The sequence below is a fragment of the Pseudoxanthomonas sp. genome (assembly GCF_051953815.1).
Lineage (GTDB): Bacteria > Pseudomonadota > Gammaproteobacteria > Xanthomonadales > Xanthomonadaceae > Pseudoxanthomonas_A.
Window position 1 is genome coordinate 18,306 of sequence record NZ_JBQCIJ010000055.1, and the last position, 26,160, is coordinate 44,465.

Annotated in this window: 26 protein-coding genes and 1 tRNA gene; 10 read left to right on the top strand and 17 right to left on the bottom strand. The window is 69.0% G+C overall.

The window, feature by feature from the left end:
- Window positions 1-178 precede the first annotated feature (178 nt).
- The 3 genes from ACTHN1_RS17405 (at window position 179) to ACTHN1_RS17415 (ending at window position 6,459) form a co-directional block, all read left to right on the top strand.
- Entirely contained in the window at window positions 179-2,401 is a 2,223-nt protein-coding gene (locus ACTHN1_RS17405; protein WP_440472178.1) for a TonB-dependent receptor, read from the top strand.
- A 157-nt stretch (window positions 2,402-2,558) separates the two neighbouring features.
- Window positions 2,559-5,915, top strand: a complete 3,357-nt coding sequence (locus ACTHN1_RS17410) for a hybrid sensor histidine kinase/response regulator (RefSeq protein ID WP_440472179.1) — start codon at window positions 2,559-2,561, stop codon at window positions 5,913-5,915.
- Between the two features lie 55 nt (window positions 5,916-5,970).
- Window positions 5,971-6,459: an NUDIX hydrolase gene (locus ACTHN1_RS17415; RefSeq protein ID WP_440472180.1), complete on the top strand. Its 489-nt coding sequence runs from the start codon at window positions 5,971-5,973 to the stop codon at window positions 6,457-6,459.
- A 182-nt stretch (window positions 6,460-6,641) separates the two neighbouring features.
- Here the strand turns inward: ACTHN1_RS17415 and ACTHN1_RS17420 are convergent, their stop codons facing one another.
- The 3 genes from ACTHN1_RS17420 to ACTHN1_RS17430 all read right to left on the bottom strand — a co-directional run bounded on the left by ACTHN1_RS17420 (window position 6,642) and on the right by ACTHN1_RS17430 (window position 8,914).
- Window positions 6,642-7,331, bottom strand: a complete 690-nt coding sequence (locus tag ACTHN1_RS17420; RefSeq protein ID WP_440472181.1) for a GNAT family N-acetyltransferase — start codon at window positions 7,329-7,331, stop codon at window positions 6,642-6,644.
- A 34-nt stretch (window positions 7,332-7,365) separates the two neighbouring features.
- The gene (locus ACTHN1_RS17425) at window positions 7,366-8,031 is read right to left on the bottom strand and encodes a response regulator (protein WP_440472182.1); all 666 of its coding nucleotides are present in this window, start codon (window positions 8,029-8,031) and stop codon (window positions 7,366-7,368) included.
- A 118-nt stretch (window positions 8,032-8,149) separates the two neighbouring features.
- Window positions 8,150-8,914: a 3-hydroxybutyrate dehydrogenase gene (locus tag ACTHN1_RS17430; protein WP_440472183.1), complete on the bottom strand. Its 765-nt coding sequence runs from the start codon at window positions 8,912-8,914 to the stop codon at window positions 8,150-8,152.
- 125 nt (window positions 8,915-9,039) lie between these two features.
- Here ACTHN1_RS17430 and ACTHN1_RS17435 point away from each other — a divergent pair, with 125 nt between their 5' ends.
- The 7 genes from ACTHN1_RS17435 to ACTHN1_RS17465 all read left to right on the top strand — a co-directional run bounded on the left by ACTHN1_RS17435 (window position 9,040) and on the right by ACTHN1_RS17465 (window position 15,160).
- Window positions 9,040-10,860 (top strand): 3-hydroxybutyrate oligomer hydrolase family protein, encoded by a 1,821-nt coding sequence (locus tag ACTHN1_RS17435; protein ID WP_440472184.1) that lies wholly within the window; start codon window positions 9,040-9,042, stop codon window positions 10,858-10,860.
- A 122-nt stretch (window positions 10,861-10,982) separates the two neighbouring features.
- Window positions 10,983-11,579 carry a CDP-alcohol phosphatidyltransferase family protein gene (locus tag ACTHN1_RS17440; protein WP_440472202.1) on the top strand — a complete coding sequence of 199 codons (597 nt, stop codon included), beginning with the start codon at window positions 10,983-10,985 and terminating at the stop codon, window positions 11,577-11,579.
- A gap of 60 nt (window positions 11,580-11,639) precedes the next feature.
- Entirely contained in the window at window positions 11,640-12,899 is a 1,260-nt protein-coding gene (phaE, locus tag ACTHN1_RS17445; RefSeq protein ID WP_440472185.1) for a class III poly(R)-hydroxyalkanoic acid synthase subunit PhaE, read from the top strand.
- A complete protein-coding gene (locus tag ACTHN1_RS17450) occupies window positions 12,896-13,963 on the top strand; it encodes a class III poly(R)-hydroxyalkanoic acid synthase subunit PhaC (protein WP_440472186.1) in 1,068 nt (355 codons plus the stop codon). Before phaE ends, ACTHN1_RS17450 begins: the two co-directional genes overlap by 4 nt.
- A 98-nt stretch (window positions 13,964-14,061) precedes the next feature.
- Window positions 14,062-14,445, top strand: a complete 384-nt coding sequence (locus ACTHN1_RS17455) for a DUF5329 domain-containing protein (protein ID WP_440472187.1) — start codon at window positions 14,062-14,064, stop codon at window positions 14,443-14,445.
- Window positions 14,446-14,486: 41 nt separating this feature from the next.
- Window positions 14,487-14,690 (top strand): PspC domain-containing protein, encoded by a 204-nt coding sequence (locus tag ACTHN1_RS17460; RefSeq protein ID WP_440472188.1) that lies wholly within the window; start codon window positions 14,487-14,489, stop codon window positions 14,688-14,690.
- On the top strand, window positions 14,687-15,160 hold the full coding sequence (locus tag ACTHN1_RS17465; RefSeq protein WP_440472189.1) for a hypothetical protein: 474 nt from the start codon (window positions 14,687-14,689) through the stop codon (window positions 15,158-15,160). Before ACTHN1_RS17460 ends, ACTHN1_RS17465 begins: the two co-directional genes overlap by 4 nt.
- A 118-nt stretch (window positions 15,161-15,278) precedes the next feature.
- Here the strand turns inward: ACTHN1_RS17465 and ACTHN1_RS17470 are convergent, their stop codons facing one another.
- From ACTHN1_RS17470 to ccmB, 14 genes are all read right to left on the bottom strand, one after another.
- On the bottom strand, window positions 15,279-15,761 hold the full coding sequence (locus tag ACTHN1_RS17470) for a hypothetical protein (RefSeq protein ID WP_440472190.1): 483 nt from the start codon (window positions 15,759-15,761) through the stop codon (window positions 15,279-15,281).
- Window positions 15,762-15,827: 66 nt separating this feature from the next.
- Window positions 15,828-17,045, bottom strand: a complete 1,218-nt coding sequence (locus ACTHN1_RS17475) for an NAD(P)/FAD-dependent oxidoreductase (protein ID WP_440472191.1) — start codon at window positions 17,043-17,045, stop codon at window positions 15,828-15,830.
- 48 nt (window positions 17,046-17,093) lie between these two features.
- Complete coding sequence (locus ACTHN1_RS17480; protein WP_440472192.1) at window positions 17,094-17,786, bottom strand: TetR/AcrR family transcriptional regulator; 693 nt, start codon at window positions 17,784-17,786, stop codon at window positions 17,094-17,096.
- A 235-nt stretch (window positions 17,787-18,021) separates the two neighbouring features.
- A tRNA-Leu gene (locus tag ACTHN1_RS17485) sits at window positions 18,022-18,107 on the bottom strand.
- Window positions 18,108-18,152: 45 nt separating this feature from the next.
- Window positions 18,153-18,743, bottom strand: coding sequence for a cysteine dioxygenase (locus tag ACTHN1_RS17490; RefSeq protein WP_440472193.1), 591 nt, complete (start codon window positions 18,741-18,743; stop codon window positions 18,153-18,155).
- A gap of 88 nt (window positions 18,744-18,831) precedes the next feature.
- Complete coding sequence (gene metX / locus ACTHN1_RS17495; protein WP_440472194.1) at window positions 18,832-19,944, bottom strand: homoserine O-acetyltransferase MetX; 1,113 nt, start codon at window positions 19,942-19,944, stop codon at window positions 18,832-18,834.
- A gap of 43 nt (window positions 19,945-19,987) precedes the next feature.
- Window positions 19,988-21,010, bottom strand: coding sequence for a tetratricopeptide repeat protein (locus ACTHN1_RS17500; RefSeq protein WP_440472195.1), 1,023 nt, complete (start codon window positions 21,008-21,010; stop codon window positions 19,988-19,990).
- Complete coding sequence (locus tag ACTHN1_RS17505) at window positions 21,010-21,465, bottom strand: cytochrome c-type biogenesis protein (protein ID WP_440472196.1); 456 nt, start codon at window positions 21,463-21,465, stop codon at window positions 21,010-21,012. The genes ACTHN1_RS17500 and ACTHN1_RS17505 overlap by 1 nt, the downstream gene beginning before the upstream one ends.
- Window positions 21,462-22,055, bottom strand: a complete 594-nt coding sequence (locus ACTHN1_RS17510; protein WP_440472197.1) for a DsbE family thiol:disulfide interchange protein — start codon at window positions 22,053-22,055, stop codon at window positions 21,462-21,464. Before ACTHN1_RS17510 ends, ACTHN1_RS17505 begins: the two co-directional genes overlap by 4 nt.
- Window positions 22,052-23,986 (bottom strand): heme lyase CcmF/NrfE family subunit, encoded by a 1,935-nt coding sequence (locus ACTHN1_RS17515; RefSeq protein ID WP_440472198.1) that lies wholly within the window; start codon window positions 23,984-23,986, stop codon window positions 22,052-22,054. Before ACTHN1_RS17515 ends, ACTHN1_RS17510 begins: the two co-directional genes overlap by 4 nt.
- Before the next feature lie 107 nt (window positions 23,987-24,093).
- Window positions 24,094-24,561 (bottom strand): cytochrome c maturation protein CcmE, encoded by a 468-nt coding sequence (gene ccmE, locus ACTHN1_RS17520; protein WP_440472199.1) that lies wholly within the window; start codon window positions 24,559-24,561, stop codon window positions 24,094-24,096.
- A complete protein-coding gene (gene ccmD / locus ACTHN1_RS17525) occupies window positions 24,558-24,728 on the bottom strand; it encodes a heme exporter protein CcmD (RefSeq protein ID WP_141453225.1) in 171 nt (56 codons plus the stop codon). The genes ccmE and ccmD overlap by 4 nt, the downstream gene beginning before the upstream one ends.
- On the bottom strand, window positions 24,725-25,474 hold the full coding sequence (ccmC, locus tag ACTHN1_RS17530; protein WP_440472200.1) for a heme ABC transporter permease CcmC: 750 nt from the start codon (window positions 25,472-25,474) through the stop codon (window positions 24,725-24,727). The genes ccmD and ccmC overlap by 4 nt, the downstream gene beginning before the upstream one ends.
- Before the next feature lie 15 nt (window positions 25,475-25,489).
- The coding region (gene ccmB / locus ACTHN1_RS17535) for a heme exporter protein CcmB (protein WP_440472201.1) at window positions 25,490-26,160 on the bottom strand (671 nt) is incomplete at its 5' end.

The window sequence follows — 26,160 nt, forward strand, 5'->3', positions numbered from 1 at the left end:
GGCGCCGGGGATTGTGGGATCCGCCGCAACCACCGGCAGGTGGCGGGAGTATCGACAGCCCTCCGGCGACGGCCCACTGTACGAAGGTACGATGCCGGTCCGTCCGGTCCGCCTCTAGCCTTCTCCAGCATCGGCGACAACCGTCCGCCGCACGCATTCCCGGGAGGAGGGGACATCCATGAAGCGCAAGCATTTGAGTCTGGCGATCGGCACCGTGTTGCTGGCATCGGCACCCTGCGCGTTCGCGCAGGACACGGGGGCGGATGGCGGCGGCCAGCCGGCCAGCCGCGCGACCACGCTGGATTCGGTCACGGTGACCGCGCGCAAGCGCGAGGAGACCCTGCAGGACGTGCCGGTGGCGGTCACCGCGTTCACCTCCGAAAGCCTGGACAAGCTCAATGTCCGCGACATCGGCGATCTCGACGCGCAGGTGCCCAACCTGACCATCTACGCCGCGCGCGGCTCGACCAGCACGGTCACCGCCTACATCCGCGGCATCGGCCAGGCGGATCCGCTGTGGGGCGTGGACCCGGGCGTGGGCATCTACCTGGACGACGTCTATATCGCCCGTCCGCAGGGGGCGCTGCTGGATGTGTTCGACGTCGAGCGCATCGAGGTGCTGCGCGGCCCGCAGGGCACGCTGTACGGCAAGAACACCATCGGCGGCGCGATCAAGTACGTGTCGCGCGGCCTGCCGACCGAAACCCAGGGCTTCGCCTCGATCACCGTCGGCAACTACAACCAGCTCGATGCCAAGGCCGCCATCGGCGGCTCCATCGGCGGCGCCGACAGCGGCCTGCGTGGGCGGGTGGCGGTGGCCAGCATGAACCGCGACGGCTACGGCGAGAACACCTATACCCACCAGGACGTCAGCGACAAGGAAATCAACGCCGCGCGCCTGCAACTGGGCGCCTATGCCGGCGACAACTTCGACATCCAGTTCGCGTTCGACTGGATGGACGACCAGTCGGGCGTGCGCGGCGCCAAGATGCTGGCGCGCAATCCGCTGGCGCCGGCCTATCCGCCGACCTCGGACCGCTACGACATCCGCAGCGCGATGCGCAACGTCAACGACACCACCATGAAGGGCGCCTCGGCCACCTTCAACTGGCGGGTCAACGAGGACTGGACGCTGAAGTACGTGGTCGCCAAGCGCGAGTCCGACACCGAGACCAACATCGATTTCGACACCACGCCGCTGACCCTGGTGGACGTGCGCGCGTTCTACAACGACAGCCAGGTCAGCCACGAGGTGCAGGCCAACTACGACGGCGGCGGCCGCGCCCGCGGCGTGATGGGCATCTACGCGTTTGATGGCGATGCCGGTGGCCAGGTGCTCAATCATTTCTGGAACCCGGCCCTGCCGACCGCGCTGACCAATCCCCTGTTCGGCGACACCCAGGGCGTGGTCAACACCCAGAGCATCGCCGTCTACGCGGACTGGACCTTCGATCTGACCGACCGCTTGAAGCTGGATGTCGGCGCGCGCTACACCGACGAGGACAAGCACGCGATCGCGCTCAACCGTTTCTACACCGGCCTGGATTACGCCACGTCCTGGGGCACGGCGGCCAACTTCAACAAGACCGTCAACTTCAAGAACTTCTCGCCCAAGGTCTCGCTGGACTACCAGATCGCGCCCGACATCATGGTCTACGGCCTGGCGTCGCGCGGCTTCAAGTCCGGCGGCTACAACATCCGCGCCAACACCACCGCGGTGCCGCGTTCGGGCGAGCCGTTCGACGACGAGAAGGTCGACAGCTTCGAGGTCGGCAGCAAGATGTCGCTGCTGGATCAGCGGCTGTTCCTGAACTTCGCCTACTTCTACAACAAGTACGAGGACATCCAGTTGTCGGTGTTCACCTCGTACACGCTGCCCAACGGCGCGCAGAGCTTCTTCGGCGACTTCACCAACGCCGGCAAGGGCACCGTGCAGGGCCTGGAAGTGGAATACCAGTGGCTGCCGACCGCGCACTGGCTGATCAGCGGCAACCTGGCCTGGCTGGACGCCAAGTACGACGAGTTCATGGATCGCGGCGTCAACGTGGCCAAGCAGCAGAAGTTCACCAACGCCCCGGAATTCTCCGGCGCGCTGAACGTGGAGTACCGCACCGAACTGGCCCATGGCGGCAACCTGTCCGCGCGGGTGGGGTATGCCTACCAGAGCGAGGTCTGGCCGACCACCGACCTGAGCCCGCTGATCCGGCAGGACGGCTACGGGCTGCTCAACGCGGGCGTGATCTGGAAGGCAAACGACGCCTGGTCGTTCTCGTTGCAGGGCAGCAACCTGGCCGACAAGGAATACCGCACGACCGGTTACAACATCGGCGCCTATGGCGTGCTGACCGGGTTCTACGGTCCGCCGCGCCAGTATTCGCTGACCGCGCGCTACGACTTCTGAGGTCGATGGCGGTCAATCGCGGGACCTTGGCGGCGGCGGGCGGAAGCCCGCCGCCGCTGCGTTATGCTCCGCCGATGCCGCCGCTTCCTCCATCGCGCAGGGTGTTTTTTGCCGGCCCGGGCGCCGCCCCGGGCGGCGATGACGGCGGGACGGCGACATGCTGAGCCTGTGGGTGGTGGCGCTGGCCGGACTGGCCTGGCTGGCGCTGATGTTCGGCACCGCGCTGTACGGCGAGCGGCGTCCGACCGTGTTCGCCCGGCATTGGCAGCACATCTACGCGCTGTCGCTGGCGGTGCACTGCACCTCGTGGACCTTCTACGGCACCGTCACCCAGGCCGCCCGCTACGGCTGGCCGCTGCCGCCGACCTTCCTCGGCGCCATCCTGTTCTACGCGCTGGCGGTCGCGTTCCTGATGCGGCTGGTCCGGCTGGCCCGCGAGACCAACGCCACCTCGCTGGCGGATCTGATCGCGAGCCGCCTGGGCCGCGACGCCTGGCTGGCCGGCACGGTCACCCTGGTCGCCGCGCTCGGCCTGATTCCCTACATCGCGCTGCAGCTGAAGGCGGTGGCGATGAGTTTCGCCACCCTCACCCTGGATGCGGGCGAAGCCGACAGGACATTGCCATTCTGGCGCGACAGCGGCCTGTACGTGGCGCTGGCGATGGCGCTGTTCGCGATGCTGTTCGGCACCCGCCGGGCCAGCGCGGCCGAGCACAATCGCGGGCTGGTGCTGGCGATGGCGTTCGAATCGATCTTCAAGCTGGCGGCGATGCTGGCGCTGGGCGCGTTTGTCTGGCTCGGCCTGCGCGAGTTGCCGGCGCTGCCGGCCACGCCGTTGCCGCCGCAACCCTCGGGCGGCTTCGCGCCGCTGATGCTGCTGGGCGGGCTGGCGATGTTCATCCTGCCGCACCAGTTCCATGTCGCGGTGGTCGAGTGCCGCGACGAGCGCCACGTGCGCACCGCGCGCTGGCTGTTCCCGCTGTACCTGGTGCTGATCGCGTTGCCGGGCCTGCCGCTGGCGCGGGCCGGCATGGCCCTGCTGGGCGGCGCCGTGCCGTCGGACATGTACGCGCTGGCGCTGCCGTTCTCGCAGGGCCACGAGGGACTGGCGCTGTTCGCCTTCCTCGGCGGGCTGAGCGCGGCCACCGGCATGGTGGTGGTCAGCACGCTGACCCTGAGCCTGATGATCGGCAACCACTGGTTTGCGCCGGGCCTGCTGCGCGGCGCGTGGTCGCGCCGCGACGGCGGCGATCAGCGCGGCGCGTTGCTGGCGCTGCGGCGCACCGGCATCGCCGTGATCATGTTGTTGTCCTGGGCCTATGGCCGGCTGGTGACCGGCAGCGACGCGCTGGCCGACGTCGGCGCGGTGTCGTTCTCGGCACTGGCCACGCTGGCGCCGGTGCTGGCCTTCGCGGTCTGGCGGCCACAGACGCCGCCGCGCGCGGCGATTGCCGGCGTGGTGGCGGGCTTCCTGGCCTGGGCCTGGGTGCTGTTGCTGCCGACCCTGCTGTCCGCTTCCGGCAGCGCGCCGGAATGGTTGCGGGAAGGGCCGCTCGGACAGGCCTGGCTGTCGCCCCAGGGCCTGTTCGGGCTGACCGGCTGGAGTCCGCTGGGACGCGCGGTGGGCGTGAGCCTGTTCGTCGGCACCGTGGCCACCCTGCTGGCGATGGCGTGGCGGCGCGAGACGCCGCACCAACGCCAGCGCAATCTGGACCGGCAGACCCTGGGCCAGGCCGGCCGGCGCTTCCTGTCGCGCGAACGGGTGGAGGAACTGCTCGCCGACGCGCCGCGCCACGGGCCGGTGCCGGCGGCGATGGAAGCGCGGCTGGAGCGCGAACTCTCGGCGGTGCTCGGCTCGGCGTCGGCGCGCCTGCTGCTGGACGCGGCGCGCCGCGAAAGTCGCGACCTCGACACGGTTGCGGCGATCGTCGGCGAAGCCTCGCAGGATCTGCGGTTCAACCAGCAGGTGCTGGAAGCCGCGCTGCAGAACATGAGCCAGGGCATCAGCGTGGTCGATCGCGAACAGCGCCTGGTGGCCTGGAATCGCCGTTACGAGCAGATGTTCGGCTTCCCGCCGGAACTGCTGCAGGTGGGCCGGCCGATCATCGATCTGACCCGCTGGGCGCTGCTGCGCATGCCGCATCGCGGTCACGACGAGCGCGCGTTGCAGCGGCGCATCGCTTTCATGCGCGCGGGCACGCCGCACCTGACCGAGCGCGTGTTCCCGGATGGCAGCATCGTCGAGATTCGCGGCAATCCGATGCCGGGCGGCGGCTTTGTCGCCACCTACACCGACGTCACCGCCTCGCGCCACGCCGAACGCGATCTCAAGCGCGCCAACGAAACCCTGGAACAGCGCGTGGCCGAGCGCACCGCGCTGCTGGAGACCGCCAAGCGCGAGGCCGAGCACGCCAACGACGCCAAGAGCCGCTTCCTCACCGCGATCGGCCACGACCTGCTGCAACCGCTGCATGCGGCGCACCTGTTCACCGACGCGCTCGCGCAGCAGCTGCCCGATGACGATGCGCGCCAGTCGGCGCGGCAGATCCGGGGCGCGCTGGACTCCACCACCGATCTGCTGACCGGCCTGCTCGACATGTCGCGGCTGGAAGCCGGCGGGCTGGTGCCCGAGCCACGCGACTTTCCCTTGGCCGAAGTGCTGGAACCGCTGGCGTCGGAGTTCGGCGTGCTGGCCGCCGAGCGCGGCCTGCGCTTCCGCTACCGGCCGACGCGGGCCTGGGTGCACAGCGATCCGCAACTGCTGCGGCGGATCCTGCAGAACTTCCTCGCCAATGCGGTTCGCTACACCACGCGGGGCGGGGTGCTGCTGGGGGTCCGCCATGCCGGATCCGGGCGACTGCGCATCGAGGTGCTGGATACTGGGCCTGGCATCCCCGAACCGGAACGCCGGTTGATCTTCGACGAATTCCGGCGCGGCGAGGACGCGGCGGGGCAGGGACTGGGCCTTGGCCTGTCCATCGCCGACCGCATCGCCGCGCTGCTGGAAGCCCCGCTGGGCCTGCGCAGCCGCAGCGGGCAGGGTTCGGCCTTCACCGTCGAACTGGCGCGAATCGCCGCGCCGGCCATCGCGCATCCGTTCATCGGTGGATCGCGCAGCGGGCTGGCCGGCCTGCGCATCCTGGCGGTGGACAATGATCCAATCGCGCTCGATGCGCTGCGGCAGACCCTGGCCGGGTGGGGGTGCGAGGTCGCGTGCGCCGCCGATGGCGCGGGCGCCGAGTGGCAGCTCGCGCGCGGTCCGGCGGACGCGTGGCTGTTCGATTTCCATCTCGACGCGGGCGATACCGGCGTGGCGCTGTGGCAGCGCCTGTCGGCGCGGTTCGGCGCGCGCCCCTGCCTGCTGCTGTCGGCCGATCAGACCGAAGCGGTTCGCCGCGCGATGCGCGAGGCGGACCTGTCGCTGCTGGCCAAGCCGGTGCGTCCGCTGGCGCTGAAATCGGTGCTGGATCGCCTGCTCGCGGCGCGCGCGGGGCGGGCGGTGGCGGTGTCGTGAGCGGACACGCTGGGCCGCACGGCTAGAATGTCGGCTTTCCGCCCGACGCACCGCCATGCCCTACACCCCCATCGTCGCCACCCTCGGTTATGTCCTCTCGCCGGATCGTTCGCAGGTGCTGTTGATCCACCGCAACGCGCGTCCCGACGACCAGCACCTGGGCAAGTACAACGGGCTTGGTGGGAAGGTCGAGGCGGACGAGGACGTGGTGGCCGGCATGCGCCGCGAGATCCGCGAGGAGGCCGGCATCGACTGCGACGAGATGCTGCTGCGCGGCACCATCAGCTGGCCGGGCTTCGGCAAACAGGGCGAGGACTGGCTGGGATTCGTGTTCCTGATCACCGCGTACTCCGGCACGCCGCACGAGCGCAATCCCGAAGGCGCGCTGGAATGGGTGCCGGTGGAACGGATCCTCGAACTGCCGCTGTGGGATGGTGACCGCCATTTCCTGCCGCTGGTGTTCGACGCGGATCCGCGCGGGTTCCACGGCGTCATGCCGTACCGCGACGGGCGCATGGTGTCCTGGCAGTACTCGCGCATCTGAGCTGGCCGGAGGCGTCGCGTCATGCGCATTACGCGCGTCGCCGCGCACGCGTTGTCCACAACCGGTGTGGACCGATTCCGGAGAAACATGTGGATAAGCGCCGGCGCGCCTTGCGGCTCAAGGCTGTCAAGCAGGTTGGCGAAAAAATGACCATTGCGTTTCACGTCCGTGAAACGAAGGTTTCAGGTTTTCCACAAGTGGTGTGGATGGTTCGCGCACAAACATGTGGATAAGCCCGTGCGGCCCTTGCGCCACGGACCTGTCAAGGTGGATGGCGAAAAAATGACCACGGCACGGGCCTTGGCGGATTGAAGGATTTCATGCCGATGGATTCCGGCGTTCGCCGGAATGGCGACGAGGGGCGGGGAGAGTTCCCCGGTTCGATCCCCGCATGGAAACAAAGCCCCGTCATTCCACCGCAAGCCGGCGCCACGCTGGAGATCACGCCGGTAAACGTGCTGGCTCTTGGTGCGGATGAAACCCAGCCGTTCATAGAACGGATGCGATTCCGCGCGCACCACATTGGAGCGCACGACCAGCCGGGAATCGCCGTGCGCCCGGGCCCAGTCCGCGACCGCGGCGACCAGCGTCGAACCGATGCCGCCGCGGTGCGCGGCCTGATCCACCACCAGGCCCACGATCTCGACGCTGTCGCCGGTTTCCAGCGACAGGCGTCGCTCGGCGGCGATCCAGCCGAGCAGGCGTGGACCCTCGGCGACGACCTGGATGAAATGATCAGCGCGCGACGCCAGTCGAGCCAGCCGCGCCGCCATCGTGGCGGTGTCGACCGGGTAACCCAACTGGGTGGACAGGCGGGCGATCTCGGCGGCGTCGTCGGGCGACGCGGCGCGCGATACGGGATCAATATTCATTCAAGGCATCCGGGCACGGGATGCCGCCATCCTCTCACGCCTCGATCTGGCGGGCCGGATCGCTCAATTCCAGTTCGCGCAGGATCACGCTGGCCTGGGTGCGGTTGCGAACCCCGAGGCGATCGAAGATGGCCGACAGATGCGCCTTGATGGTGCGCTCCTGCACGTCCAGCCGGTCGGCGATCTGCTTGTTGAGCAGGCCCTCGGCGACCAGGGTCAGCACCCGGAACTGCTGCGGCGACAGACTGGCCAGGCGTGCGGCGAGTTCGGCGTCATGGCGGGACGACTGCGCGCGCGCCACCGAGGCGCGCAGCGCCGGCGGCAGCCACTGCTCGCAGGCAAGCACGCTGCGGATGGCGTCGCGCAGATCCTCCAGCCCGGCGCTCTTGGGCAGATAGCCGGCGGCGCCATGATCCAGCGCGCGCCGGACCACGCGCGGATCGTCGTTGGCCGACACCACGATCACCGCCACCGCCGGAAACTGCGCGCGGATCGCGGCCAGTCCGGCCAGCCCGTGGTTGCCGGGCATGTGCAGATCCAGCAGCACCAGATCGACATCGTCATGCGCTTCCAGCGCGGCGATCACGCCGTCCAGCGATTCCGCCTCCAGCACCGACATGCGTGCCACCGCATCGGCCGCCGCGCCGCGCAGCGCGGCCCGGAACAGCGGATGGTCATCGGCAATCAGCAAGGTGGGCATGGGGCTGCCGGCTATCGGGAAGGAAGAATCGGGAATCGTAAGAGCGCAGGGTCACGGGCGGGAAACAAGGCGGGCAGGGCGCGTCGCTCTTCCGAGTCCCCATGCCAGACTCCCGCCGTCACTGGACCGTCCAGCCGCCGTCAACGACCAGGGTCTGGCCGGTCATGTTGCGGGCGGCGGGCGAACACAGGAACGCGGTGATGCCGGCCAGTTCGTCCATTTCGATGAAGACGCCCTTGGGCATTGGCTTGAGCATGATCTGGCTGACCACTTCCGCTTCCGGAATGCCGCGCGTGCGCGCCTGGTCGGCGATCTGCTTGTCCACCAGCGGGGTCTTCACGTAGCTGGGGCAGATGGTGTTGATGGTGATGTCGGTGTCGGCGGTTTCCAGCGCGATGACCTTGGAGAAGCCGACCAGGCCGTGCTTGGCGGCGACATAGGCGCTCTTGTACGGGCTGGCCACCAGCGCGTGGATGCTGCCGATGTTGACGATGCGGCCGAAGCCGCGCTGGCGCATGCCGGGCAGCACCGCGCGGGTCAGCCGCGCCACCCCGACCAGCATCACCTGGATCAGGAAATCCCACTTGCCCAGCGGAAACTCTTCCAGCGGCGAAACGTGCTGCAGGCCCGCGTTGTTGACCAGCACGTCGACCGGTCGCGAGATCGCGGCCAGCGCGGCGGCGACGCTGTCGTCGGAGGTCACATCCAGCGCCACCGCCTCGGCGGAGCCCCCGGCCGCGCGGATGCCGGCGGCGACCGTTTCGGCGGCGGCCGGATCCAGGTCGCTGATGATGAGGTGATGGCCGGATTCGGCCAGGCGGGCGGCGACGCCGGCGCCGATGCCGCTGGCCGCGCCGGTGACGAGGATCGAAAGGTTCTGCATGGGGGCGCCTCCTGAAAGTGCTAGGTTAGCAGCCGCCGCCCGCACCCTCGTGGTACCAAAGTACGATGACGGCCTCCGCCGCCGCGATTAGCTTGGTGGCCTCACCCGGACCCTGGATCATCCCGATGGCGCGAATCGCACTGGCCGCCGCCCTCACGGTGGCGCTGGCCGCCTGCGGCAGTTCCCCGACCCGACCCAAGAGCCATGACACCGTGATTGAACCGCAGCGCGTCACCGAACATCGCGGCAGCGACGATCTGTTGACCGCGGGGCTGGGACTGGCGGGATTGCAGGCGATGACGCCGCCGGCGTTTGCCGACACCACCCGTCCGACCTCGCAGGAACTGCGCCGGCGCGCGCTGTGGAACAACTGGCGCGGCATCGCCGACCTGTCGGCCACCGGCGGCTATGGCGAGGTCTATGGCAGCGTGGCCGCGGTGCCCGGGCGCGAATACAGCGCGCTGGCGAAGCTGCCGGGCGCGAAACAGCCGCACCGCGTGCTGGTGCAGGTGCCCGACGATTTCGATCTCAAGCGGCGTTGCGTGGTGGTCACCGCTTCCTCCGGTTCGCGCGGCGTCTACGGCGCCATCGCGGTGGCCGGCGCCTGGGGATTGCCCAAGGGCTGCGCCGTGGCCTACACCGACAAGGGCGCGGGCACCGACTACTTCGATCTGGACACGCGGACCGGCATGCGCGAGGACGGCGCCGCCGGTGCGTCCGGCGAAGCGCTCGCCTTCGCCCCCGACGCCCCGGCGGGCGCCACCGGCGTGGCGGTGAAGCACGCCCATTCGCAGGACAACCCCGAGGCGGACTGGGGCCGGCACGTGAAGCAGGCCGCGGAGTTCGCCCTGGCCGCGCTGGAGCGGGCGTTCCCGCAGGCGGCGCCGTTCCGTTTCGACAACACCCGCGTGATCGCGGTGGGCATTTCCAATGGCGGCGGCGCGGTGCTGCGCGCGGCCGAACTGGAAGGCGACTGGCTGGACGCGGTGGTGGCCGGGGAACCCAATATCCAGGTCGAAGGCAACGGCGCGCGTTCGCTGTACGACTACACCACCGAGGCGGCGTTGCTGATGCCGTGCGCGCTGCTCGCGTTGCCGGCCGACAGCCTGCCGCAACCGCCGCTGCGCGCGCAGGCAGAACCGCTGTGGCAGGCGCGCTGCGCATCGCTGAAGGCGGCCGGTTTGATCGAAGGCGCCGACGTGGCCGCACAGGCGCGTTCGGCGCACGCCCGGTTGCGTGCGCACGGCTGGACCGACCAGGCGCTGACCGCCGGCGCGCTGAGCGTCGGCTTCGATCTGTGGCGGGCGATCGCGGTCACCTACGCTTCGGCCTATGGCCGTTACGGGGTGGGCGCGCATCCCTGTGGCTACGGGTTCGCCGCGCTCAATCCGGATTTCAGCGCGCGTGCCGCGACTCCGGCCGAACGTGCGGCCTGGTGGTCCGACGGCAGCGGCATTCCGCCGGGCGCCGGCGTCGGCATCGTCGATACCCGCGTTGCGGCTCCCGATGTCACCCTGCCGGGTCTGCGCTGCCTGCGTGCGCTCAATGACGGACAGGACGAGGCGGCCCGGCGCGTGCAGCGCGGCATCGCCGAGGTCCGCGCGCGGCCGCCGCGCGCGGGCCTGCCGGTGATCGTGGTGCACGGCAGCGATGACGGGCTGGTGCCGCCGGCGTTCAGCAGCGCGCCGTACGTCGCGCAGGCGAAGGCGGCCGGCCGCGAAGTCGCGTACTGGCAGGTGCGCAACGCGCAGCATTTCGATGGTTTCCTGGCGCTGCCGGCGTATGCCGCCCGCTACGCGCCGTTGCTGCCGCATGTGTACGCGGCGCTGGATCGGGTATCGGCGCAACTGGACGGGCGGGCCGGGCAGGCCGGGGATCAGGTCATCGACGCCCGCGGCCGTGGCGCCGGCAAGCTGGAAGCCGGCCAGCTGGCATTGCCGCGCTGAACCCCGCCACCGGCGCCACGGCCTGAATCCGGGCGCCGGATTCTGGTTGCTCCGTGGCGGCGCGGTTGGGCTAACCTGTGGGCTGGTCATCGCCGGGTGTTTCCGTGTCACGCCATTTCTCGATGCTTCGCGATTTCCAGCTGGCCGACTGGTTCACGCTGGGCAACGCCTTCTGCGGCACCGGCGCGATCTTCGCCGCGATGCGCTTCCTGCAGGAGGGCGTGATCCGCGATCTGATGATCGGCATGGCCCTGATTCCGCTGGCTTTCATCTTCGATGCGCTGGACGGCCGGGTGGCGCGGTGGCGCAAGCAGGCTTCGGTGCTGGGGCGCGAGCTGGACTCGCTGGCCGACGTGATCTCCTTCGGCGTCGCGCCGGCCGCGCTCGCCTACGCCTGCGGCATGCAGGGGGGCTGGGACTGGCTGGTGCTGTCCTATTTCGTCGCCTGCGGTGTCAGCCGGCTGGCGCGCTACAACGTCACCGCCGAATCGCTGGCCGAAGGCGGCGACAAGGTGAAGTTCTTCGAAGGCACGCCGATTCCGACCAGCCTGCTGCTGGTGGTGGTGCTGGCCGTGGCCGCTTATCTGGGGCGCATCGGCGACGCGCTGTGGCTGGGCAATGTGCGCGTCGGACCGTGGCTGCTGCATCCGCTGGTGCTGCTGTACGCCCTGTCGGGCACGCTGATGATCAGCAAGACCCTGCGCATCCCCAAGCCCTGAGCCGCCCCCGTCACCCGCGCGTCCCGGAGCGCGGCTAGAATCGGGGCGACAGGAGGATTTATGGCCGAGCATGTACCACCGGGCGCGGGCGAATTCGAGGCGATGGCCCGCCAGTTCTGGAATCTCTGGGGCGACGCCCTGCGTCAGGCCTCCGGCGCGACCGCCGCGCCTGCACCCGCCTGGCCGCAGGCGCTGGACTGGTGGAGCCGGCTGATGCCCGGTGGCGGGCGCGGACCGGCCGAGGACGTGCTCCAGCGGTTCCGCCAGCAGAGCGGTGACTGGTACGGCCTGATGCAGCAGGTGGCCGCGCGCTTCGCCGGCCAGGACACGGCCGCGGGCGACGTCACCGCGGCCTGGAAGCAGGCGCTGGGGGTGGAAGCCGGGCGCGGCCCGTGGATGGATTTCTTCCGTGGCCTGCAGGGCGGCGGCGGCGGTGGTTTCGAGCACTGGTACCGGCAGGTGTCGCCCTACATGGACAACCTGCGCCGTGAGAACGAGCGCTGGCTGCATCTGCCCGCGTTCGGGCCGGCGCGCGAGCACCAGGAGCGCTGGCAGGCGCTGGCGCAGGCCCAGCAGGACTACCAGCAGGCACTGGGCGAGTACGAGCGGCTGATGCTGAAGGTCGCGACGCTGGCGTTCGAACGCTTCCAATCGCTGCTCGAGGCGCGCGCCGAACCGGGCCAGCAGATCACCAGCGCGCGCGCGCTGTTCGATCTGTGGATCGACGCAGCCGAGCAGGCCTATGCGGAAGTGGCGCTGTCGCCGGAGTTCCGCCACGTCTATGGCCATCTCACCAACACCCAGATGCGCCTGCGTCTGGGCGTGCAGAAGGAAATCGAACAGATCTGCGTGGCCTTCGGCATGCCCAGCCGCACCGAGGTCGATTCGGCGCACCGCAAGATCGCCGAACTGGAACGGCAGCTGCGCCGGGTGACCCGTGGCGGCGACGCCCTGGATCCACGCGATGACGCCGACGCCAGCGGTCGGCGGCGGCCGCCCCGCGCCCGCGACGACAACCGCGAGGCGGAGCGCGACCGGGAGGCGCCGGCCGGCCGCGCCGCGCGTCCGCCGAAACCGCGCGGTGGCGCGAAGAAATCGCCCGCCGCCGCGAAGGCGGCGAAGCGCGCGTCGCGGAACACATCGCGTGACACCCCGCGTGCCAAGCCCGCCAAGGCGACGCCGGTCGCACGCGCCACGCGGGCGGCGGCGGGCGAGGGCGACGTCGTCTCGATGAAGGACTGGGTCGCGCGCTATGCCGGTGACGCGCCCGCCGGCGCGGGCCGCGGCAAGGGCAAGCGTGGGCAGGGAGGACGCAAGTGAACGGTCCGGTCGACATCAGTGTGGATGAACTCGCCCAGGAAACCCTGCGGGCGCAACAGAAACTCGCGGCCGGCCTGAAGACCCTGCCGGAAGTGGAGGACGTCGACTACGGCGCCACCCCGCGCCAGGAGGTCTGGCGCGATGGCCGGGTGGTGCTGTACCGGTTCATCGGTGAAAAGGCCCCGACCGCGCGGGTGCCGCTGCTGATCGTCTACGCGCTGGTCAACCGCCCGTACATGGTCGATCTGCAGGACGACCGTTCGCTGGTGAAGGGCCTGCTCGCGCAGGGCGAGGACGTCTACGTGCTGGACTGGGGCTATCCGGATCGCTCGGACCGCTTCCTGACGCTGGGCGACTACATCAACCGCTTCATCGACGGCGCGGTCGAGCACCTGTGCCGCCAGCATGGGCAGACCGCGATCAACGTGCTCGGGATCTGCCAGGGCGGCGCGTTCTCGCTGTGCTACTCGGCGTTGCATCCGGAGCGGGTGCGCAACCTCATCACCATGGTCACGCCGGTGGATTTCCATACTCCGGACAACATGCTCTCGCACTGGACCCGCGAGATGGACGTGGACCTGTTCGTCGACGCCATCGGCAACGTGCCGGCCGACATGATGAACGCGTGTTACCTGATGCTGAAGCCGTTCCGGCTCAACCTGCAGAAGTACGTCGGCCTGGTCGACGTGCTCGATGATCGCAAGGGCATCGAGGATTTCCTGCGCATGGAGAAGTGGATCTTCGATTCGCCGGATCTGGCTGGCGAGGCGTTCCGCCAGTTCATCAAGCAGTTCTACCAGGGCAACGGCTTCGTCAACGGCGGCATCGACATCGACGGCGAGGAAGTGCACCTGGGCGATGTCGACATGCCGGTGCTGAACATCTTCGCCGAGCAGGATCACCTGGTGCCGCCGAACGCCTCGCGCGCGCTGCGGGATCTGGTCGGTACCGAGGACTACACCGAACTGAGCTTCAAGGGCGGGCACATCGGCATCTATGTCTCCAGTCGCGCGCAGCGCGAGGTGCCGGGCGCGATTCACCAGTGGCTGGCGCAGCGCCAGTGAGAACGCCGGGCGCGGATGCCCGCGGATGGGCGGTTGCGTCCGGTTAACCCGGCGACGCTTAGGCTGCGCGACTCGATTGAATCGCTGGGGGTTTCGATATGCTCAAGGGAATGTTGCTGACGCTGGCGTGCGGGCTGGGAACGCTGGCGATGACCGCTTCGGCGGCGCCTTCCGAGCAGGCCAGGCGCGAAATCGCGCAGCTGATGGAGGGATTGTCCAACTCGCGGTGCGAGTTCCAGCGCAACGGAAAGTGGTACGGGCAGGTCGATGCGCGCGCGCATCTGCAGCGCAAGTACGATTACCTGCTCAAGCGCGATCTGGTGGATACCGCCGAGCAGTTCATCGAGCGCGCGGCGAGCAAGAGCAGCCTGAGCGGGCGCGCCTACCGGGTGCGTTGTCCGGGCCAGCCGGAACTGGACGCCGGCGCGTGGTTCCGGGAGCGGTTGAAGACGCTGCGTGGTTCAGGCGCGACGCCGCGCTGAGCGCTAGACTTGCCCGGACGACCGTGGGGAAGCCGATCATCATGAGCACCGCGTCCAAGCCGCTGGCCCGTTCCCTGAACGACCGGATGATCGCCGGCGTGATGGGCGGCATCGCGCATCGATTCGGCTGGAACGCCACGCTGCTGCGGGCGATCTTCGTGATCGTGTCGATCGCCTCGGCGGCTTTTCCCGGCATCCTGGTCTACCTGATTCTCTGGCTGCTGATGCCCAACGAGGCGGATTGAACGCCTTCGCGCGCCGACGTCCCGCGTGGTGGATCGCGGCGGGCGCGCTCGGCGCGCTCTGGACCTTGCCGAATACGCTGGTGGGCCTGCTGGCCGGCAGCGTGGGACTCGCCTTTGGCGCGCGCGCGCACTGGAGCCGGCGCGACTGCGCGCTGGTGTTCCATCACTGGCCTTGGGGACCGGGCGGCGCCATTACCTTCGGCAACACCATCCTGCATACCGGCGACACCCTGGATTCGGCCTGCATCACCTACGAGCAGCGCGCCGGCCATTGCCAGCATCCGCCGATCCGGCTGGGTGATCACGAACGCGCGCACGTATTCCAGTACATGGTGCTGGGGCCGCTGTTCCTGCCGGTCTACCTGTTGAGTGGGGGTGTCAGCGTCCGCAATCCCTTTGAACGCGCCGCGGACCGCTACGCGTTGACCGGGAGCGGCTGGTGGCCGGGCGAGGGCCCCGCAAAGGTGTAGCGTTCGCCCCGACCACGGCCACGGTTGGCCTTGCGCGGCCTTTCGGGAACAGGACCACGGCAAACCGGCGCGCTTGTCCGGCTCATGCGATTGCCGGTGGCGTATCCGCGCAAGCGGCCTAGCTGTCGCGGGTGCGCCCGTTGGAGGTTCCGGCCGCCTTTCCGGCGGCCTTGCGCGGGGTCTTGCGCGCGCGCTTTGTCGCCGACTTTTTCGAGGCTTTCTTCGCGGTTTTCTTCGTTGTCTTCCTTGCGGCCTTTTTCGCGGTTTTCCTTGCCGCCTTGCGTGGTGTCTTCCGGGCGGCCTTCTTCGCGGTTTTCTTCGCCGCCTTGCGCGGTGCCTTGCGGGCGGCCTTTTTGGCCGTCTTCTTCGTGCTCTTCTTCGCGGTCCTGCCGGCCGCCTTTTTGGCCGTCTTCCTGCTGCTCTTCCGCGCCGTCTTCCGGGCGCCTTTCCTGGCGCCGCCACCCTCCTGCTTGTTCACGGTCGCCCAGGCGATACGTTCGGCGTCCACTTCTGAGCGGCCCTGCTCCCGCTCGCTTTCCTCGATGTGTTCGGCCTTGCGCTTCTGCCGATCGCTGTAGGCGCTTTTTTCTCCACGTGGCATCGGAATGCTCCCGGGACGGGAGGCCCGAACCTACGCGCAGTCATGTCTGCGTGGCATGAAATCGGATCAGGCGCGTTTCAATCGCTCGAAGGAAAACAATCCGGCCAGTGGATGGCGACGACGCTCGATGCGCGCCAGCAGCAGTTCGGCGCCGATCCGGCTGTAGGTGATGCCGTTGCCGCCGTAGGCCATGGCGAAATGCACGCGTCCGCCGTGTTGCGGATGCGGGCCGAAGAAGGGCAGGCCATCCTCGGTCTCGGCGAAGGTGCCCGCCCAGGCGAAGGCCGGCGTACACGGTAGATGCGGCAGCAGCCTGGCCAGTTTGCGGTTGAGCGCATGGGCTTTCTTCATCACCCGCGCATCGCGCCGGGCGGGAATGTCGACGCGGTCGTCCTCGCCGCCGACGATGAGCCGGTGATCCGGTGTCGTGCGCAGGTAGAGATAGGGGCGGGCGGTTTCCCACAGCATCGTGCGACGGAGGAATCCCAGCGATTCCGGCGCGATCGGATCGCTCACGAACGCGTAGCTGCTGTGGTTGCGTGCCACCCGCCGACGCAGCCATTGCTGCGCCGCGTAGCCGGTGGCGAGGACGACGTGGCGGGCCTGGATCCGGGCGCCGTCCACGGTCCGCAGCAGCACCGAGCGCGCGCCCGGCAGGATTTCCGCGATGGTGGTCCGGTCGTGGACGCGGGCGCCGCGCGTCGCCACGCGATGGAGCAGGCGATGGGTCATCCGATACGGATCCACGCACGCGGCCTGTCGGCTCAGCAGGGCGGCCGGTCGCGTCAGGCCGAAGCGTTCGGTCAGCTCGCCGGCCTCCAGGTATTCGACCTCCAGACCCAGCCGGCGGCGCGCCACGGCTTCCTGGGCGAGTCCGGCGCGCTCCTTCCATCGCGTGGCCAGGTACAGGCTGTCCCGCCAGGCGAATCCGACATCACGGATTTCCCGGGCCAGTTCGCGGAGCCGGTCCAGCGCCTCGGCACAGGCGCGATAGGCCAGCGCGGCGTTCCGCTCGCCCAGCCGGCGGGCCAGGTCCAGCAGATGGGTATCGATTTCGTACTGCAACAAGGCGGTGCTGGCGGCGGTGCTGCCCCAGCCGATGTCACGCTGTTCGAGGACGGCGACCTCGTGTCCCGCGGTCTGCAGATGATCGGCGATCAGCGCACCGGTGATGCCGCCGCCGATCACCGCGACTTCGCAGCGCAGATCCCCCTCCAGCGCCGGAAAGGGATGCATCAGACCGTTCTTGATGGCCCAGTAGGGATAGCCGCTCTTCAGATCCATGACGGGGAAGAGGCTGACGTCATCCGGTCCGCCCGGGCGGGGGCCGCGTCACCCGCGTGGCAGCGCGCCCTGCAGGAACAGCTCGACATTGGCCAGCGCCTGCTCGCGCAACGCGGTCGGATCCAGCTTGTCCAGGTAGCCGCTGGCGACCCGGATGATCAGGTTGCCGAACATCATCATGTAGAACTGGGTGGCGGCGGCCTCGGCCGAATTCAGTTTCAGGTGCCCGTTGTCCATTTCCTGCTGGAAATAGCGGGTCAGGATGCCTCGGGTCTCGGCCACGGCATGTTCGAAGAACCAGTCGCGCAGGGCCGGGAACGACTCGCCCTCGCCAATCACGATGCGGTAGACCACCCGGGACTCGGCCTTGAGCATCGAGTCGGCGATGCGGATCGCAACCTCGCGCAGGGCCCGTTCCGGCAGGTCCGAGAAATTCATGTCGTTCAGGATGCCGACGTGGTTTTCCAGGCGCCGCTCCAGGATGGCGTAGGCCAGCCCTTCCTTGTCGCCGAAGATCCGGTATAGGGTAGCCAGCGAGCCGCCGGCCCGGGCCACGATTTCGCTCAGCTTGGCGTGCTGGTAGCCCTTCTCGGCGAAAACCTCGGTGGCGGCGTCCAGGAAGCGTTCGGCCCGCATCTCGCCCCGTTTGCACAGTTCGACGTTGCGGCGGGTGCGCAGGAATGCGCTGGAATTCACGGTGCGGGGAGAAGCGGTGCCACGAAAATCGGTCGAGTTGCTCACTGGCGGTACCGGCAGGTTGGCTGGGCGTCCCGAAGGGCTGATTGAATTGGGCTTCACCTGGATGCGCTCCCCATTTGTCAACTGCCATTTGGCACGAATGACACGCATCTTCTTTCGCTCGTACTGTGACGATTCAGGTATAGCACACCTTTGGCACTTTCCCAACATCAATTTTCTAACGGTCCAAAATCGGCAAAAAAAAGAGGCCCGACGTTCGTCGGGCCTCTTCCGGGTCTGGTGCCGAAGGTGGGACTCGAACCCACACGCTTTTAAGGGCGGCGGATTTTGAGTCCGCTGCGTCTACCATTCCGCCACTTCGGCAAGGGGACGGAGTATAGCTGAGCCGCCGGGGTACCCGACAGCCCTTCAGACCACGCGATCGGTGCCCAGCAGGCGCTCACCGCGGCGCTGCCAGCCTTCCGCGCCGCTGGTGTCGGCTTCCGGGGTGTAGATGCCGCAGCGGACCATGGTGCGCTGGTAGACGTGCAGCGACACGGCGATGGCGTCGTCGCTGGGGTTGCGGATGGTGTGGTACTCGTGGGGCGGGATCAGGCTGCCGGCCGAGCCGGTGCCGGCCTCGATCGTGCCCGCGGCGACGAAGCGGTAGCGCTCGGCGTCGTGTTCGGCCAGCTCGTACTGGGTGATTTCCAGGCGCCCGCGCCAGACCCCTTCCACGCACCACATGCCGGAATGGTCGTGGATCTTGGTCCCCTGGCCCGGGCCCCAGGTCATGGCGATGACGCTGTAGCCGAACTCCGGGCTGGTATACAGCTCGCGGCGCGCGTAGTGGTCGGAAATGGGTTCCAGCACGCAGGTCGGCAGCGCGACCGATTCGTCGCGGATCAATTCGCACAGCGACTTGCGCAGCGCATCGGTGATGGCGCGGTCGTCACCCAGGGCGACGGCCGCGTCGAGCGAGGCGATCAGCTTGTCGTGGCCGGGAAAGTCGAGGGACATGGAAAGGCACCCGCTGAATAAGTAGTGCCGCCATTCTAGTTCGGGGCGGGTGCCGGTCGCGAGGGTATGGCGGCCGGCCGGCCCTGGCTCAGAGGCTGTCCAGGAAACCCGCCACCGCCGGACCGAAGCGGGCGAAATCGACCAGGAAGGCGTCATGCCCCTGCGGGGATTCCAACGGCATGAACTCGGCCCGGGCGCCGCCCAGGGCCAGGCCCTGGGCGACCTGCTCCTGCTGCTGGAGCGGGAACAGGATGTCGGTCACCGCGCCGATCGCCAGCGCCCGCTCCACCCGGATCCGGGCCAGTCCCCGCACCACGTCGCCGTTGGCGTACTCGGCCAGGTCGAACCAGTCCATTGAACGGCTCAGGTAGAGGTAGCTGTTGGGATCGAAGCGGCGCACGAACCGGCGGGCATGGCCTTCGAGGTAGCTTTCCACCTGGAATTCGAGCCCGAACGGATCCTCGTCCGGCCGGTCCGATTCCAGCCGCACCCGGCCGAAGCGCCCATCCCACTCCAGCGCCGAGCGGTAGGTGATCACGCCCAGCTTGCGCGCCATGCGCATGCCGGATTCGGGGTAGTGATCGTCGTCGTAGTGGCCCTGGTTCCAGGAAGGATCCAGGCGGATCGCCTCGCGCTGCAGGGAGCGGATGGCGATGGAGAACGGCAATGCCTGGGCGCTGCCGGAAATATTGATGTGGGTGCGCGCGGCGCCGGGATGCAGCAGCAGGTAGGCCAGCGCGGTCATGCCGCCCATCGAGTTGCCGATGATGCAGGCCAGCTGTTCGATGCCCAGCGCCTGCACGACGACGTGGGCGGCGCGGGCGCCGTCCTCGATGGCAAGTTCGGGAAAATCCAGGCGGTAGGGTTCGCCGCTGGCGGGATTGATCGAAGCCGGGCCGGTCGAGCCCTTGCAGCTTCCCAGCGAATTCACGCAGATGACGAACCAGCGATCGGTGTCGATCGGCTTGCCCGGTCCGAGCATCGCTTCCCACCAGCCATCCTCGCCGTTGCCTTCGTTGCGGGCGGCGTGCGCGTCCGGGGACAGGCCGGTGACGATCAGGACGGCGTTGTCGCGGGCGGTGTTGAGCGTGCCCCAGGTTTCATAGGCGACACGCGCGCCGTGCAGCGCGCCACCGCGTTTCATCGGAAAGGGCGAGGGCAACGCGTGGAAGCGCGTGCCGGGTGGGATGAATTCGGTCATCCCGCAAGTTTAGCCTGCGGCCGCCGGCCGGAGCCGGCCGCGCTCATTCCACCACGCGCTGGATCCGCAGCGAATAGGCCTGGGCCGACCCCACCTCGGCGGGCACCACGACGGCCTCCAGGTCGCCGGCCTTGGCCATCACGTCGCCGGCGCGGGAGACGCGCGCACCCAGTTCGACCTTGGGCACCTGCGACAGCTTGAGCGTAGGCATGGGGCTATCGCCGTCGCCCAGTTCCAGGGTGATCGGGAAGGACGAGGCGGGCACCCGCTTGGCGGCCACCGGCATCGGCGGTCCGCCGGCCTGGCGGGCGAACACGAACAGGGTCTCGCCGCCGCTCAGGCGCGCCTTCAGTTCCGGCGCGATGTCCACGCTGACCTTCAGCAGCGGCTTCGCGCTGGCAACCGCCGGCGGCGCGGCTTCGGGCAACGGCTCCAGGCCGGCTTCGGCGCGGGCCTGGTTGATCTGCGTGCGCAGGGTGGCGGCGGTACCGCCGTCGACCTGCGCCAGCAGGGGTTCCCAGGTGCGCGCGGCTTCCGCCGGCTGGCCCCGCTGGCGCTGCGATACGCCAAGGAACCAGCGCGCGCGCTGGTGCTGGGGCTCGATGGTCAACGCGCGCTGCAACAGGCCCACGGCCTGGGCGTCGAGCTGCTTGTCCGGCGCCGCGTACAGCCGCGCCTGCGCGTTCTCGACCAGCAGATTGGCGTCGTCCGGCGCCAGCTTCAGCGCGGTCTCGAAGGCGGTGCGCGCCTCGGCGTAACGCTCCATGCTCAGGTAGGAACGTCCGAGCAGGCGCCAGCCTTCGGGTTCGTTGGGATTGCGCTTGAGTTCGGCTTCCAGCTGCTTGACCGCCTCGTCGAGGCTGGCGGGCATCGCCGAGGCCGGCATCGCGGGGGGCATTTCGATGGCGGCCGGCGTGCCGAGCAACCGGTACAGCGCCAGCGTGCCGATGCCCAGGGTGGTCACGGCGCCAATGAACAGACGACGCGAGGAGTGCCACAGGGGCCACAGCACGCCCACCAGGACGAGCAGGGTCAACAACGCCGCGATGGCGGAAAAGGCGGTCATCACCACTCCTGGTTGTCGTCGGCTTCGGCGATGTCGCGTCCGCCGTTCCTGCGCCGGACGATGCGCAGGACGATCACGCCACCGGCCAGCACCAGCGCGGCCGGGCCGAACCACAGCAGCCAGGTGCCCGGTGCGACCTCGGGCTTGTACAGCACGAATTCGCCGTAGCGGTCCACCAGGAACCGCTTGATCTCCGGATCCGACTTGCCCTGGCGCATCAGGTCCAGCACCTCGCGGCGCAGATCGTGGGCGATCTGCGCGTTGGAATCGGCCAGCGACTGGTTCTGGCACATGACGCAGCGCAGTTCGGTGGTCAGGTGGTGGAAACGCGCTTCCTCGGCCTCGTCGCTGAACTGCAACGGGGTCGGATCGCTGGCCTGGGCGAACGTCGGGCCGGCCACGCCCAGCAGCAGCGCCAGCACGAACATGCGCAGGTGGCGGGTCAGCGCGCTCATCGCTGCGCTTCCGCCTTTTCCAGCGCGGGCAGCAGTTCGTTGGCGATGATCTCGTCGGTCACCGCGCCCACGTGTTTCCAGCGCACGACGCCCTTGCCGTCGACCAGGAAGGTTTCCGGCGCGCCGTAGATGCCCCAGTCGATCGCGGCCCGTCCATCCTCGTCGGCGATCACCAGCATGTACGGATTGCCGAACTGCTCCAGCCAGCGCAGCGCTTCGCCGCGCTCGTCCTTCAGGTTGTAGCCGATGAAACGCACGCGCTTGGTCAACGCGAACTTGGTCAGCACCGGATGTTCGACCCGGCATTCCGGGCACCAGCTGCCCCACACGTTCATCACGTAGGGCGCGCCGGCCAGATCGGCGTTGTCGATCCGGGTCGCCGGATCGTGCAGCAGCGGCAGGTCGAAGGCGGGCGCCGGCTTGCCGATCAGCGGCGAGGGAAGGGCTTCCCGATCCGCGCGGCCGGACTGCTTGACGCCGTAGGCCAACAGGCCCATCAGGCCGACGAAGAACAGGCCGATGATGACCGCGGCGAACACCAGCGCGCCGCGCGACTTGTTCTGGCCGGGAGTGTCGGAGGGGGTATTCATGCCGGTTGTGCCTCGGGTTTGGGCGCTTCGGGTTTGCGGCGGAAACGCCGGTCGGTGGCGGTGACGAAGGCGCCCAGCGCCATCAGCAGCGCGCCCAGCCAGATCCAGCGCACGAAGGGTTTGATGTGCACGCGCACCGCCCAGGCGCCATCGCCCAGGGATTCACCCAGGGCCACATAGACGTCGCCGAACAGGCTGGGACGGATGCCGGCCTCGGTCATCACCTGGCCGCCGCTGGCGTAGGCGCGCTTTTCCGGATTCAGTCGCACCAGCGGCGTGTCGCCGCGCAGCACCTGCACATGGCCGAGATCGGACAGATAGTTCGGACCGCGGGTTTCCTCCACGCCCTCGAAGCGGAAACCGTAGCCGCCCAACTCGACGGTCTGGCCCGGCTTCATCGCCAGTTCGCGCTGCACGTTCTGGGCTTCCACCAGCAGGGCGCCGATCAGGAACACGGCGATGCCGAAGTGGGCCAGCACCATGCCCAGCATTTCCGGGGTGAACCTGCCGTTGGCGCGCAGCCGCGTCCATACGAAGCGCAGCGTGCCCAGCGCCACCCACGCGCCGGCGGCGACGCCCGCTGCGGTCTTCAGCGGCCCCTGCGGCGCCAGGAAGTAGGCGACCGCGCCCAGCACCAGGGCCGCCACCAGCCACGGCATCAGCATCGCCAGCGGCTTGCGCGGCTGATCCTTCTGCCATTTGGTCAATGGACCGAACGGCAGCAGCATCACCAGCGGCGTCATCAGCACCACGAACAGCAGGCCAAAGTACGGCGGGCCCACCGAAATCTTGCCCAGTTCCAGCGCGTCGGCGAGCAAGGGATACAGGGTGCCCAGCATGACCATGCCGCAGGCCGCGGCCAGCAGCACGTTGTTGGCCAGCAGCAGCGTCTGGCGCGAGTTGGCTACTAACGCGCCGCCGGGGGCGCGCGGCGCGCGCAGCACGTACAGGACCAGCGAGCCACCGACCACCGCGCCGAGGAAAATCAGGATGAACAGGCCGCGCGAGGGATCCGCGGCGAAGGCGTGCACGCTGGTCAATACGCCCGAACGGACCAGGAAGGTACCCAGCAGCGACATCGAGAAGGTGGCGATCGCCAGCAGCAGGGTCCAGCCGCCGAAGCTGCCGCGCTTCTCAGTGACCGCCTGCGAATGCAGCAGCGCCGCGCCGGCCAGCCACGGCATGAAGCTGGCGTTCTCGACCGGATCCCAGAACCACCAGCCGCCCCAGCCCAGTTCGTAGTAGGCCCACCAGCTGCCCAGCGCGATGCCCAGGGTCAGGAACGCCCAGGCCACGTTGGTCCAGGGGCGGGTCCAGCGCAGCCAGCGCGCGTCGATATGCCCATCCAGCAGCGCGGCGATGGCGAACGCGAACGGCACCACGAAGCCGACGTAGCCGGTGTAGAGCATCGGCGGATGGATGATCAGGCCCGGGTCCTGCAGCAGCGGGTTCAGGTCGCGGCCTTCCAGTGGCGCGGGCAGCAGCCGCGCGAACGGATTGGAGGTGAAGATCAGGAAGGCCAGGAAGCCCACGCTGATCACGCCCATCACGCCCAGCACCCGCGCGACCACCGTTTCCGGCAGGTGGCGGGAGAATTCGGCGACCGCAGCGGTCCAGATGCCCAGCACCAGCACCCACAGCAGCAGCGAGCCCTCGTGCGCACCCCACACCGCGGAATAGCGGTACATCATCGGCAGCAGCGAATTGGAGTTCTCGGCCACGTACTTGACCGAGAAATCCTGGGTGACGAAGGCCACGGTGAGGATGACGAACGCCGCCAGCAGCAGGAACAGCTGGCCGTAGGCCGCCGGTCGCGCCACGGCCATCCAGACGGCCTTGCCGCGATGCGCGCCGGCCAGCGGCAGGATCGCCTGCAGCAGGGACACCAGCAGCGCCAGGATCAGGGTGATTTGACCGAGTTCAGGCAGCATGGCTCAGCGGCGTCCGGAAAAGGAGGGGGAGATGCCCGCAGCCACGGCTGCAACGCGATGATCGAAATGCGCGCGGAGAGGCGCGGCCTGGGCAGGCGCGCGTGGGCTCAATTCGCCAACCCCGTCGCGGGGGCGGTCGGCACGTCGTGCTTCTGGTGCGCCTTGCCCATCTTGTCGGCCACTTCCTTGGGCATGTAGGTCTCGTCGTGCTTGGCCAGCACGTCCTCGGCCACGAACACGCCATCCTTCATCGAGCCGGTCGCCACCACCGCCTGGCCCTCGCGGAACAGGTCCGGGAGGATGCGGTCGTAGACCACCGGCAACTGCGCGTCGCCGTCGGTGACCCGGAAATGCGCCTGCAGGGAACCCGTCTCGCGCCGGAACGAACCCTTCTCGACCATGCCGCCCAGGCGGAAGCGCGCGTGTTCGCCCGCTTCGCCGCGCAGCACTTCGGCCGGCGTGTACAGATAGGCGACGTTGCGCTGCAGGGCCATCGCGATCAGCGAGGCGGCGACGCCGGCGGCGAGCACCAGCAGCAGCACCCAGATCAGGCGGCGGCGGCGGACGGGATTCATCGGTTCAACTCCATCGGCGAGGGCGCGGCGGCGCGGGCTTCGCGCGCGGCGCGCAGGCGGGCGGCGCGCAGTTCGCGGCGGATCTGCAGGCGCGGGGCGATGAAGTCCCACAGCAGCACGATGGCGAACACGGCGTAGGCGCCGACGACATAGGACAGGTAGTTCATGGTTTTGTTCCGGCCAGTCGCGCGACCCAGTCCTTGCCCGCCTCGCGGCGGAGGTTGTCCGCGCGGGCCCGGGCCAGCAGCGAGCCGGCGAACCAGAATTTGGTGGCGGCCACCATCAGCCACAACGGCGGCAGCATGCTCGGATCCATCCGCGAGCCGCCCATCAGGCTGATGGTCTGGCCCTGGTGCAGCGAGTTCCACCACACCACCGAGTAACGGATGATCGGCAGCAGCGCCACGCCGACGATCGACAGCAGGCCGGCGGCGCGCGCGGCGGCGCGGCGATCATCGATGGCGTTGTACAGGCCCATCACGCCCAGGTACAGGAACAGCAGGAGCAGCTCGGTGGTCAGGCGCGGGTCCCAGTCCCACCACGTGCCCCACATGGGCTTGCCCCAGATGCTGCCGGTGGCCAGGGTGATGACGGTGAACGCCGCGCCGGTGGGCGCGCACGCCATCGCCAGGATTTCGCACAGCTTGATCCGCCAGACCAGCGCGATGGCCGCGTAGAACGCCATCAGGCCGAACACGAACATGCTCATCCACGCGCTGGGCACGTGGATGTAGAGGATGCGGAAGCTGTCGCCCTGCTGGTAGTCGGCCGGGGCCACGAACAGCGCCTGCCACAGGCCCACGCCCAGCAGCACGATCGCGGCCAGATAGCACCACGGCGTCCAGCGCGCCGCGAAGCGGTCGAAGTAGGGGGGCGAACCGAGTTGGTGGAACCAGCGGACGAGTGGATTCATGCGCAGCGTCGGTCTTCAGGTCAGGGCGATGCGGATCGCCGCGGCGGCGGCCAGCGGGGCGAGCAGCAGCGACAGCAGCAGGCCGGCGGCCAGCCAGAGGAGGGCGCCGGAGGCATCCAGCCCTTGCGCGCTGGCGGCCACGGCGCCGGCGCCGAACACCAGCACGGGCACGTAAAGCGGCAGCGCCAGCAGGGCCACAAGGATACCAGAGCGCCTCATGCCGACCGTCAGGGCGGCGACCACCGCGCCCAGCAAGCTCAGCAGCGGCGTGCCCAGCGCCAGCGTGGCCAGCAGCATCGGCAGTTCGCTGCGCGGCAGGTGCAGCATCTCGCCCAGTAGCGGCGCCGCCAGCACCAGCGGCAGGGCGGTGGTGGCCCAGTGGATCAGCACGCGCACCAGCACCAGCCAGGCCAGCGGCACCGGGGCCAGGATCCACTGCTCCAGCGAGCCGTCCTCGGCATCGCCGCGGAACAGCGTGTCCAGCGACAGCAGGCCGGCCAGCAGCACGGCGACCCACAGCACGGCGGGCGCGACCTTCGACAAGGCCTGCGGCGAGGTGCCGAGGCCGAGGGCGAACAGCACGACGACCAGCAGCGCGAACAGCGCCGGTTGCAGCGCATCGCCACGGCGGCGCCACAGCAACTGCACGTCGCGCACGATCAGCGCACGGGCGGTCTGGAGGAGCG